The sequence below is a fragment of the Flavobacterium sp. W21_SRS_FM6 genome (assembly GCF_052119645.1).
GTDB lineage: Bacteria > Pseudomonadota > Gammaproteobacteria > Enterobacterales > Alteromonadaceae > Paraglaciecola.
The window spans coordinates 200656-212019 of record NZ_JBGQOM010000001.1 but is presented as its reverse complement, the minus strand read 5'-3'; the positions used below and the strand labels follow the sequence as shown (position 1 = coordinate 212019).

Here is an 11364-nt window from a genome sequence, read left to right as displayed (position 1 = left end):
ATTGGTTAATTATTGTCATGAACTAATGAACTCGTACCATTTTTGTAAACTGTAGTCATAGGTGGGCATCGCTGTGTTCCATACTGCAACGTTGCTAAAGCGTTTTGTGTAACTACCGCCAGTGCGCACTTCACCTTTTAACACGGATATCTTGCCGTCAGTACCAACGAGGTTTTGTTGCGCTTCTTTACCTTCGTACCAATAATCCCATTCGTTTGTACTGAGCAATTTTCTGGAGCGTTGTGGGTTTGAAATATAATACCCTTGGCGCGCTATAAATGCACCTGGCCAGCCAGAAAGCCACCAGTTCATGTAGTCATAAGCCGCGTCCTTTTGTTTACCCTCAGTGGCAGATGATAAACACATTACCCCATGCCAACCACGATAGCCCTCTTTAGGGGCTGCGAAAGTAACAGGAAGTCCTTGCCCATTCAAGGTTGCAACGGCCGGTGAAAACATGCTTTCTATGGAAACACGTTGTGTTCGCATAAAATCAACTGACTCAGGCACCGAGTTCCAGAAGCCACTGAAATGCTTTTGCTGTTTAAAGTCAATTAACACTTTAAAGAGATTATCTAAATCTACTTTGCTTAAATTACCAATATCATCAAATCGAACCAGATTTTGTGCTTGTGCTGCTAAGGCTAAATCAAACAAACCAATGGTTGGATCGTTGACGATGGCTACCTTGCCACGATGTTGTGGCTGGAGCAGCCAACCCCAACTCTCTGTTTCGTAGGGGATGCCTTTGGGAATAAAAAAGGTGTTGTAGCCAAAAGAATCAACGTTGTGAACGTAGGGTAAAAAGCTGATGAGTTCTGTGGGATTTGAACCTAAGGTGCCGTCGGCTTGAATATTAAGAATCTTATTAGGTGCGTCGCCTGCACCTATTTTAGCATCGGGACTGATTTTGCCTGTTTTTGATAAGGGGTTAATTTCATCCCAGTAAGTTAAGCGTTTTTTTTCGATGGCTTGGATTGAGCCACTCGCCCATAGCGGTCGAATACTATTTGACCACTGCTCATACAAATCAAAGGATGAAGGTGAAACACTGGCTTTTTGTAAAACGGCTGCGCTGCCCCTTGGTTCAAAGACTAAATCAATACCAATGTCTTGCATTGCCTGTTGGCGCAGTTGTTCTTGCAAAGTAACGTGGGTGCCGAGAATTCTCAGTCGAGTTTTTTGTCTCGCAAATACGTAAGGGGCAGTGCTACCAAGAGCGCCGGTAGCGATGACTGAACCCAGCGTTTTGATGAATGTTCTGCGTCCATCAGTGTTTAATGTGTGGTCAGATACCTTGGATTTTCTCATCTAAACAAATACCTTACACTCGAATACAACAGATGTTATTGCTACATAGTGTGCCGCCAGAACTGAGTTTGTCAAATGAGAGGCAATTCAGGCATTATCTGCTGATGTTAGCAATTATTCAGCGTAAAACTTATGCTCAAAGGTGAACTGCTGCGTCGTTGCGCCATTGTTAATTGTGATACTGATCCGGTAACGTTCTTGGTCACTAAATGGCAATGTCGCCAGGTAGTAAATAGCTTGGCCCTCTTTTACTTCTTTAAAGCTTAGGCCTTTAACTACCCCTAATAGATTTTTGGCTTCGCCGTTCATAACCACACTTTGCGCCGCACTTGTCTTCTTATCGAGTACCGAAATATTGATCAAACCATTAAATTTACTGCGTAATATCCCGTATTGTTTCGCAACTTCAGGGGTGAGAAATGTACTATTAAGGGCAATGTAATGTACATCCCAAGTTCCTAACGCGACCTTCTGTTCTGCGTGCACCGCCGCAGCGCTAAGCAACATACTGAGGAAGGCAAATACCCGAAATTTATTAAAATGCACCAAACAGGTCACCCATTAATTTTTGTAAAAATATAAGAACTAAAATAACCACCATGACTGATAAATCTAAACCACCGAGATCAGGCATTCTTTTACGGATCGGCGCTAACATTGGTTCAGTTAATTGCGCTAACACCAACTCCATGGGGTTGCGGCCTTGACTCACCCAGCTCATGATGGCACGTAATATAAGCACGTAAATAACTAAATCGATGGCCTCAGAGAACACAATTAATAAACCAGCCAAGCCAATGCCTACAAAGTTTGTTAAGGCATAACCCGCCAACAAGCTTAGTACTACTATCTTAGCAATCGCCACAAGCCAGGCTAACAATAAGGTTGCGGTATCAAAGCGGCCCATAGACGGCACAACTCGGCGCAAAGGGCCAATAATGGGATGGGTTGCTTTGACAATAAATTGGCTAAATGGATTGTAAAAATCCGCTCGGGACAATTGCAGCCAAAAGCGCAATAACACTACCATTAAATAAAGTTTAAATGGCAAACTGATTAAAAAGTCAATTGAACTCATAGCGTTGTTGTTTCCTGAACACACATTTTAATTTGAAAATTGGCGCGTTTTAAATTTACATCTTGTTCGAGTTCACACTCAGAACGTTGTAGACATCTCTTTAGCTCGAGCAACGGCAGCTTGCATTGCTTTGGCTACAATATCACTTAAACCGTTATCGGCAAAACAAGCCAGCGCCTGAGCGGTAGTGCCGCCTTTAGACGTAACTTGAGTACGCAGTTCACTGATTTCGAGTTGGGGATTTTGACATACCATTTCGGCTGCGCCTAGCATTGCCTGTTGCACCAGTAATCGAGCGGTATCTCGATCAAATCCTTGCTGTTGAGCTTCATGCTGCATGGCTTCTAAAAAAGCGAAGAAGTAAGCTGGGCTGCTGCCTGCTGCCGCAATGACACCGTCGATCATGGCTTCTTTTTCTACCCATGCAATTTTACCAACATGTTTGAGCAAGGCACCTGCATAGTCTCTGTCCTCGGTTGGTATTTGCTCATTCGCATACAAACCTGTCATGCCTAAGCCTAAAGAACTAGGCGTATTGGGCATCGTGCGAATGACCTTATAGTTACCACCTAACATTTCTTGCAACCTTTGAACACTGATACCAGCGGCAATAGATACAAACAGTTTGTCTTGTAATTCAGTTTGCTTGGCCAAATCAGCGCACATTTGTGCCATAAGCTGTGGTTTTACGGCCAATACAATTACCTGTGCTTGCTCTACAACATGGACGTTAGATTGACTAATTTGAATGCCGAATTGTTGATGTAAGGCATCTAACTTGGGCATTGAAGGATTACTGGCATATATATATTCAGCGGGATAACCATTATTTACGAGTCCACTGATTATACTTTTACTCATATTACCTGCGCCTATGAAGGCTATGCGTCTATGTTCCATTTTACCTCTGTTTGATCTTAAATTTGCTGTACTTATTGTCGGCTACCAAAGATAGCCGTGCCAATACGAACCATTGTACTACCATGTGCAATCGCAGGCTTAATGTCACCTGACATGCCCATAGATAGCGTATCTATCTCTGGATAAAGTCTGTGCATCTCGACAAATAGCTCTTGCATAGCTGAAAAACTGTGCTTTTGTTGCACTTCACTTGCATCTGCCTTAGGGATGGTCATTAAACCTCGTAATTTCAAGTGGGGTAAGGGGTTAATCGCCGCCGCAAGCGCCTTTACTTCCTCAATAGGCACACCCGACTTACTCGCTTCATCATCGATGTTGACTTGAATGCACACATTCAGTTGTTTGTGGGCACTGCGTTGATCATTCAAACGTTGGGCTATTTTTAAACGGTCGATAGCGTGTACCCACGCAAAATTTTCGGCCACTAAACGGGTTTTATTTGACTGTATGGGGCCAATAAAATGCCATTCGATGTCGCTTAGTGCGCGCAGCGCTTGGACCTTTTCAACCCCCTCTTGGACATAATTTTCGCCGAATAAACGTTGTCCAGCTTCATACGCTTGCACGATATCAGATACGGGTTTGGTCTTACTGACCGCTAGCAATTGTACGGTATTTGGTGGACGATTAGCGGCTAAGGTAGATTGCTCGATTGTTTGGTATGCGCTTTTGAGTCGTTCTGCTATTGTTTCCACGTTGTAAACTTTTTTACGGAGAATTTGGCTTGGATATTACCGAACTTTTAGCCTTTAGTGTGAAAAATAAAGCCTCAGACTTGCATCTTTCAGCTGGATTACCACCTATCATTCGGGTAGATGGCGAGATGCGTAAACTTAATGTGCCTGCCCTTGAACACAAAGAAGTGCATAGCTTGATTTATGAAATCATGAACGACAAGCAGCGCAAGGAATATGAAGAAAACCTAGAAACCGATTTTTCTTTTGAAGTAAAAGACTTATCACGTTTCAGGGTCAATGCGTTTGTGCAAAATCGCGGTGCGGCTGCTGTATTACGAACCATTCCAAGTAAAATTTTAAGTTTAGATGACTTAGGCGCTCCGCAAATTTTTAAGCAAATCATTAATCAGCCTACTGGTATTGTATTGGTAACGGGGGCAACAGGGTCAGGTAAAAGTACTACCTTAGCGGCCATGATTGACCATATCAATTCAACTAAGCGCGAACATATTCTGACCATCGAAGACCCCATTGAATTTGTGCATGAAAATAAACTTTGTGTACTCAACCAGCGTGAAGTGCATCGTGATACCCACAGTTTTAACAACGCTTTACGATCAGCTTTACGTGAGGACCCTGATATTATTTTGGTGGGTGAGTTACGGGATTTAGAAACCATCCGTTTGGCCATTTCGGCGGCAGAAACTGGGCACCTGGTGTTTGGCACCTTGCACACCAATTCAGCGCCTAAAACCATCGACCGTATTATTGATGTGTTTCCTGCCGCTGAAAAATCCATGATCCGTTCGATGTTATCTGAATCCTTACGAGCGGTTATTTCACAGACCTTATTGAAAAAAGTCGGGGGAGGGCGAGTGGCCGCTCACGAAATTATGTTGGGAATTCCGGCTATCCGTAATTTGATCCGCGAAGACAAAGTCCCGCAAATGTATTCAGTGATCCAAACGGGTCAACAACATGGTATGCAAACCATGGATCAATGTTTACAGCGTTTAGTTGCGCAGGGATTAATTACCGCCCAAGATGCGGCAGCCAAATCGATTGATAAAAAGCCCACTTCAGGTTTCTGATTTTATTCATCAATATACTTAGTTAGCGGAAATAGTTATGGAACTCACGCCTTATTTAGAAGCGATGCAAGAGGCAGGTGCCTCAGATTTATTTATCACCGTGGGCTTTCCGGTTAGTGCCAAAATTAATGGACAAATGACACCAATTGGTAGCAGTGTACTCGATGAAGAGTCTTCTTTGGCTCTGGTACACGACGCCATGAGCGATAAGCAAATTCAGGAATTTACTGACAGTAAAGAATGTAACTTTGCGATTGCCCGTGACGGAATTGGCCGTTTTCGTTGCAGTGCTTTTTGGCAGCGCGATATGGCCGGAATGGTTGTGAGGCGTATTGTCACACAAATTCCAAAAGTAGATGATCTCGGTTTACCGCCCATTTTAAAAGACGTGATTATGGCGAAGCGGGGTTTATTGTTATTTGTTGGGGCTACGGGTACGGGTAAATCAACCTCATTAGCGGCCTTAATAGGGCATCGCAATCAAAATTCAAAAGGGCATATTTTAACGATTGAAGATCCGATTGAATTTGTGCATGAGCATAGTCAATGCGTCGTGACACAGCGCGAAGTAGGTATTGATACTAAATCCTTTGATGATGCCTTGAAAAGCTCCTTACGTCAGGCCCCTGATGTCATTTTAATTGGTGAAATTCGTTCAATGGAAACCATGGAATATGCCATGTCTTTTGCTGACACAGGGCATTTATGCGTTGCCACCTTGCACGCTAATAATGCGAATCAGGCTATCGAACGCATTATGCATTTGGCGCCTCATGACCAACATGAAAAACTGCGTTTTGATTTGAGCTTAAATATGCGTGCTATTGTCGCCCAGCAATTGGTGCCTACACCTGATGGTAAGGGGCGAGTGGCAGCTATAGAAATCTTATTAAATTCACCTTTGGTGACAGATTTAATTCAACGTAATGAAATTGGCGGGCTCAAAGAAGCCATGCGTAAAGGTAAAGAGCTGGGCATGCAAAGTTTTGATATGGCCTTATATGATTTGTACAAGGCCGGTAAAATCAGTCTTGACCATGCGATTCATCATGCTGACTCACCCAATGATTTGCGGCTAATGATTAAATTAGCGTCGGATGATGGTAATAAATTAGGCTCATTGTCTAATGTATCTATCGACATGGATTAATGGATTGAGACCAAATCAATTATGCTGAAAGTATACAGTCATCACGACCGTTTTATGGTTTGGCAAATTAAGCAGTGGCTTGAACAAAATGGCATTCCTTGTTTTGTGAAAAACGAATTTGCCATTGGTGCGATGGGCGAACTCTCACCTTTTGATGTATTACCCGAAGTATGGCTTACTGACGAGGGGTGGCTGGCTAAAGCACAAAAATTAATTAAAGACTTTGAACATCAACCGCTACAACACAGTTGGTTGTGTGAACGGTGCCAAGAAAGTAATGACGGAAATTTTGAGTTGTGCTGGCAGTGTGGAACCCCAGCAGAGCCGTAATTATTGGCCACAGGCTGACCATTATTATTTTAAGCTCATTACGCTGATTTTACTGTAAAGCAAAGAATTTGTTACAGAAACAGCCAGTCTTAAGGTTTGGATTCAATCAGACAATCCAGTACACTCAACGCATATTTATGAAATTATTTGGCCTGGTTAAGGTCTTATTAATGTCGGGTGTTTTTACCCATAGAAGAAGTAGGAAACGTATGAAAAATTGGTTTAAGCATTCCGCTCTAGGTTTAGCCTTGGTCCTAAGTGGTGCGGTGTTAGCTTCATCTCAGGTGGATAACTTTGATGCTGTGAAACAAAAAATTCAGAGCACCTTAGGCATGAAAGTTTCTTCTATCGCTGACTCTCCTATTACTGGATTATTGCAACTCGAAACAGATAAAGGCTTATTTTACACCAGTAAAGACGGTAAGTTTTTACTGCAAGCCCGTGTGTATAATCTTGACGCCGGCATGCGTAACGAAACAGAGTTAGCCTTGAGTAAAATGCGATTAGCTGGAGTAGAAGAATTTAAAGATTCAGTGATTGAATATAAAGCCAAAAATGAAAAATATGTGGTTGATGTCTTTACTGATATTACGTGTGGATATTGCCGTAAATTGCACGGCGAAATGGACAAATATAATGATCTTGGTATCACTGTTCGCTATTTAGCTTATCCTCGCGAAGGCTTACGCGGACAAACCTATAAAAATATGGTGTCAGTATGGTGTGCAAGTGATCCACAAGAGGCCATGGATGATGCAAAAAATGGTCAAACGGTTGCGTCAAAAGTGTGTGAGAACAAAGTGGCTGAACAATACGCCTTCGGTCAACAAATTGGTGTAAACGGTACACCAAATATCATCTTACCTGATGGTTCGCTAATTCCAGGCTACCAGCCTCCTAATTTGTTAGAACAAGCCCTCAAGGCGCTATAGTGGATTTGTGAGCCTGCTCTTTAGCAGGCTTTTCTTAGCTAAAAACTTGAAATATATAAATGCCTAATTTAGTTATAACTCGCAGAGTGCCTGCTGATAACGCCCACCTTCCCGCCAATCTCCACCCTGTGATTCGTCAAATTTACGCCGACCGAGGTGTGCAAAATGAACAGCAATTGCTGCGCACTACTCAGTCGTTACTGCACTATAACGAACTCAAAGGCGTCAGCGGCGCAGTGAATCTGTTAGTTACGGCTATTCAATCTCAGCAAAAAATAATGGTAGTAGGCGATTTTGACGCTGATGGTGCAACGAGTACTGCTCTGTGTATGTTGTCGCTTACCATGTTGGGGTCAAAACAACACAGTTATTTAGTGCCGAATCGCTTTGATTTTGGTTATGGATTGAGTCCTGAAATTGTTGATGTTGCTGCTCGTGAAGGGGCGGAACTCATCATGACGGTGGACAGTGGAATAGCGTGTTTTGCTGGCGTTGAAAAAGCGAAAGCCTTAGGTTTAAAAGTACTTATTACTGACCATCATTTGGCGGCAAGTCGTCTACCTATCGCAGATGCTATAGTTAATCCAAACCAACCAGGTTGTGAGTTTTTATCTAAAAACTTAGCCGGAGTGGGGGTGGCGTTTTATTTAATGCTAGCCTTACGTGCGGAGTTAAACAAACAAAACTGGTTTGCAAGGCAAAATATGCCGATGCCAAATTTAGCCGAGCTATTGGATATTGTAGCGCTTGGAACCGTGGCAGATGTTGTGCCACTAGATAGCAATAACCGGATTTTAGTGCATCAAGGATTGCAGCGTATTCGCAGCGACCAATGTTGCAAAGGTATTCAGGCTATTATGGAAGTGGCTGGTCGCGACAAAAGTAAGTTGATGGCCTCCGATTTGGGCTTTGTAGTTGGGCCTCGTTTAAATGCGGCTGGGCGCTTAGATGATATGTCCTTAGGCATAGAATGTTTACTAACAGACAATCCCGCCCGTGCACGACAAATTGCGGTGCAGTTGGACAGCCTCAACCAAGAGCGCAGAGAGATAGAAAGCTCGATGCAGCAAGAGGCGGTGAAGGCTCTTGAACAACTCAATTTGGCTGCCGACGCTTTGCCCTTTGGTTTGGTGTTGTATAAGCAAGATTACCATCAAGGCGTGATTGGAATTTTGGCGGGCCGCATTAAAGAGAAATACTTTCGCCCTACTATCGCCTTTGCCCACCAAGATGATGCGCTATTAAAAGGCTCAGCTCGTTCGATCCCTGGTGTGCACATTCGCGATTTACTTGAAACCATTAACAGTCAATATCCTGGCCTAATTATTAAATTTGGAGGGCACGCGATGGCTGCTGGTTTGACCATAGAATTGGCAAAGTTAGCAGAATTTGAACAAGCCTTTCATTTGACAACCGAAGCCTTGTTAAAGGGTAAACCTTTAGCAGGCGAGGTCTTGTCTGACGGTGTTTTGCTAAAAGACCAATACAGCATTGCTTTTGCGCAATTACTGAAAGACGCGGGACCTTGGGGGCAAGGCTTTCCTGAGCCCGTTTTTGATGACGAATTTGAGTTGCTAGAGCAAAAGTTACTAGGCGGCAAACATTTGAAAATGTTGGTGCGTTTTCAAGAGCATCTGTTGCTCGATGCAATTGCTTTTAATATTGATCCAAATGCATGGCCGAATTTGGCATGCAAAAAAGTCAGACTGGCCTTCAAACTTGATATTAACGAATTTCGTGGCCGCGTAAATTTGCAACTGATGGTAGATGCTATTGAGCCAATTTAAGCGATTAAGCTAAGCCTCGTATTAGCGTTAGATGAGCTCCCTATTGGGCTGGGATTGCGGGTTATAGCCATCTGCCCCACGGGCAGCTCTCCTTGCTATGCACAAACACTGTGCCACTGATTCAGAATGGACTCAAATTAGAATTTTAAAGGTGGCAAATTATTCTCATCTATAAAGACAATATTGATTTAAAACGCCGTTTCTTATTCGACGTCGAGATTAAATAAGCTGTCAAATATGTCGACAAAGCTGCATATTTGATGAGTTTGGGTATATCATTGTTTTTTTGGACAACCTAACATTTTCCATGGCTAAAAAAACAGACGTAGAAAAACTGCTAATAAAACACGACAAACTGACCCACACTGAAGAGTTGGCAGTGTCTTCTCATGTGCAGCGTAAAGACGATGACTGGTTTATGAATACCTTGATGGTGGAAGGTTACGATGTACCATTTAAATTTCGCCGTCGAAAAGTCTATAAAAATCTCACCGGTGCACGAGTTAATCTAACGTATTATCCGATCAAAGAAGAAATCGCCGGCATGGAGTTTGAAGCCATGAAGGTTGTGAGAATTAAGATAAGTTAGCTTCTTTTAATTGGGGTTTATTTGTGTCATCTACCGCACTTGCTGGATTCATTCTGCATCGTCGACCTTATCGAGAAACCAGCTTTTTACTTGATATATTCAGTTTGGAATGGGGTTTAGTGAGTGCTGTTGGAAAGGGCATTCGGGGCAGTAAAAGCGATAAAAAGAGTTTGCTTCAACCCTTCCAGCTCTTATTACTTGGGCTGGCGGGGCGTCATGAACTGAAAAACCTACAGCAGGTTGAAGCCTTGGGCTCAAGCTACAAGCTTGAAGGCAATTACTTATTTTCAGCCATGTACATTAATGAACTACTCAGTCGTTTATTAGCCAAAGAAATCCCCCAGCCTGAGTTGTTCAATCTGTATCAAACCACCCTAAAAGCCTTGGCAGACAAGCAAACCATTGAACCGCAATTACGCCAATTCGAATTATCTTTACTTGCGGATTTAGGCTACGGAATTGACTTTTTATACGATACAAATACCGGGCAAGAAATTGAACCTTTTAGCTACTACAGCTTTATACATGAGCAGGGTTGGATAAGGCTAAAGCAGCAATACGGTGACAATAATTGTTTTAGTGGCCAAAGCATCATGCAAATTAATGACCTTGCATGGACGCCAGACAGTTTGCACTGTGCGAAGTATATTAGCCGTTTGACTCTCGCCAAGCTGTTGGGCGACAAGCCTTTGAAAAGTCGTGAACTATTTAAACAAAGTTGGACGACGCAATTACCTAATAATGTGGAGAATACACTAAATGAATGACATCTATTTAGGGGTAAATATTGATCATATTGCCACCCTAAGAAATGCCCGCGGTACCTTGTATCCTGACCCCGTGCATGCAGCCGAAATTGCTGAAAGAGCGGGGGCAGATGGTATTACTGTGCATTTGAGAGAAGATCGTCGACATATCACCGATCGAGACGTTAATGTGTTGAAGAATACCATTCAAACCAGAATGAATTTGGAAATGGCAGTCACCGAAGAGATGTTATTGATTGCTGAGCAAATCAAACCTGTTTATTGCTGCTTAGTGCCAGAGAAACGCCAAGAGTTAACAACAGAAGGTGGTCTTGATGTTGCCTCAAATCAGACTGTTATCGCTACAGCTTGTGCACGACTTGCGGCAGCGGGTATTTTGGTCTCCTTATTTATTGATGCAGACAAGGCACAAATTGACGCTGCTCATGCGTGCGGTGCTCCTTTTATTGAAATTCATACCGGACAATATGCTGAGGCTGAAAACGAACAGCAACAACAAGCAGAACTGGCCAAGTTAGTGGTTGGCATCGAATACGCGCATTCGTTGGGTTTGAAGGTCAACGCGGGTCATGGTCTAAATTATCACAATGTTAAACCCATCGCAGCGATCCCACAGCTATACGAACTGAATATTGGTCACGCGATAATTGCCAGAGCAGCATTTGACGGTTTGCATCAAGCGGTGGCCGATATGCGACGTTTGATGCAAGAAGCCCGTCGCTAGAGAATAT

Annotated in this window: 13 protein-coding genes; 8 read left to right on the top strand and 5 right to left on the bottom strand. The window is 43.1% G+C overall.

Annotation, left to right across the window (positions count from 1 at the left end):
• Nucleotides 1-15: 15 nt before the first annotated feature.
• The 5 genes from ACEN2L_RS00910 to ACEN2L_RS00890 all read right to left on the bottom strand — a co-directional run bounded on the left by ACEN2L_RS00910 (nt 16) and on the right by ACEN2L_RS00890 (nt 4005).
• Nucleotides 16-1311 carry an ABC transporter substrate-binding protein gene (locus ACEN2L_RS00910; protein WP_441741307.1) on the bottom strand — a complete coding sequence of 432 codons (1296 nt, stop codon included), beginning with the start codon at nt 1309-1311 and terminating at the stop codon, nt 16-18.
• A 114-nt stretch (nt 1312-1425) separates the two neighbouring features.
• Complete coding sequence (locus ACEN2L_RS00905) at nt 1426-1857, bottom strand: DUF4426 domain-containing protein (RefSeq protein ID WP_441741304.1); 432 nt, start codon at nt 1855-1857, stop codon at nt 1426-1428.
• Nucleotides 1847-2389, bottom strand: a complete 543-nt coding sequence (locus ACEN2L_RS00900) for a YggT family protein (protein WP_441741301.1) — start codon at nt 2387-2389, stop codon at nt 1847-1849. Before ACEN2L_RS00900 ends, ACEN2L_RS00905 begins: the two co-directional genes overlap by 11 nt.
• A 78-nt stretch (nt 2390-2467) precedes the next feature.
• The gene (proC, locus tag ACEN2L_RS00895; RefSeq protein ID WP_306024050.1) at nt 2468-3289 is read right to left on the bottom strand and encodes a pyrroline-5-carboxylate reductase; all 822 of its coding nucleotides are present in this window, start codon (nt 3287-3289) and stop codon (nt 2468-2470) included.
• Between the two features lie 32 nt (nt 3290-3321).
• Nucleotides 3322-4005: a YggS family pyridoxal phosphate-dependent enzyme gene (locus tag ACEN2L_RS00890; protein WP_306024049.1), complete on the bottom strand. Its 684-nt coding sequence runs from the start codon at nt 4003-4005 to the stop codon at nt 3322-3324.
• Nucleotides 4006-4034: 29 nt separating this feature from the next.
• On the opposite strand from ACEN2L_RS00890, the gene ACEN2L_RS00885 reads away from it, so the two are divergent.
• The 8 genes from ACEN2L_RS00885 to pdxJ all read left to right on the top strand — a co-directional run bounded on the left by ACEN2L_RS00885 (nt 4035) and on the right by pdxJ (nt 11357).
• Complete coding sequence (locus tag ACEN2L_RS00885; protein WP_306024048.1) at nt 4035-5078, top strand: type IV pilus twitching motility protein PilT; 1044 nt, start codon at nt 4035-4037, stop codon at nt 5076-5078.
• A 37-nt stretch (nt 5079-5115) separates the two neighbouring features.
• A complete protein-coding gene (locus tag ACEN2L_RS00880; RefSeq protein ID WP_306024047.1) occupies nt 5116-6228 on the top strand; it encodes a PilT/PilU family type 4a pilus ATPase in 1113 nt (370 codons plus the stop codon).
• Nucleotides 6229-6249: 21 nt separating this feature from the next.
• Nucleotides 6250-6558 (top strand): putative signal transducing protein, encoded by a 309-nt coding sequence (locus ACEN2L_RS00875; protein ID WP_306024046.1) that lies wholly within the window; start codon nt 6250-6252, stop codon nt 6556-6558.
• 209 nt (nt 6559-6767) lie between these two features.
• Entirely contained in the window at nt 6768-7490 is a 723-nt protein-coding gene (gene dsbC / locus ACEN2L_RS00870; protein ID WP_306024045.1) for a bifunctional protein-disulfide isomerase/oxidoreductase DsbC, read from the top strand.
• Between the two features lie 59 nt (nt 7491-7549).
• Nucleotides 7550-9277, top strand: a complete 1728-nt coding sequence (recJ, locus tag ACEN2L_RS00865) for a single-stranded-DNA-specific exonuclease RecJ (RefSeq protein WP_441741294.1) — start codon at nt 7550-7552, stop codon at nt 9275-9277.
• 307 nt (nt 9278-9584) lie between these two features.
• Nucleotides 9585-9866 carry a hypothetical protein gene (locus ACEN2L_RS00860; protein WP_306024043.1) on the top strand — a complete coding sequence of 94 codons (282 nt, stop codon included), beginning with the start codon at nt 9585-9587 and terminating at the stop codon, nt 9864-9866.
• Nucleotides 9867-9889: 23 nt separating this feature from the next.
• Entirely contained in the window at nt 9890-10633 is a 744-nt protein-coding gene (recO, locus tag ACEN2L_RS00855; protein WP_441741290.1) for a DNA repair protein RecO, read from the top strand.
• Nucleotides 10626-11357 (top strand): pyridoxine 5'-phosphate synthase, encoded by a 732-nt coding sequence (gene pdxJ, locus ACEN2L_RS00850; RefSeq protein WP_441741287.1) that lies wholly within the window; start codon nt 10626-10628, stop codon nt 11355-11357. Before recO ends, pdxJ begins: the two co-directional genes overlap by 8 nt.
• Nucleotides 11358-11364: the final 7 nt, after the last annotated feature.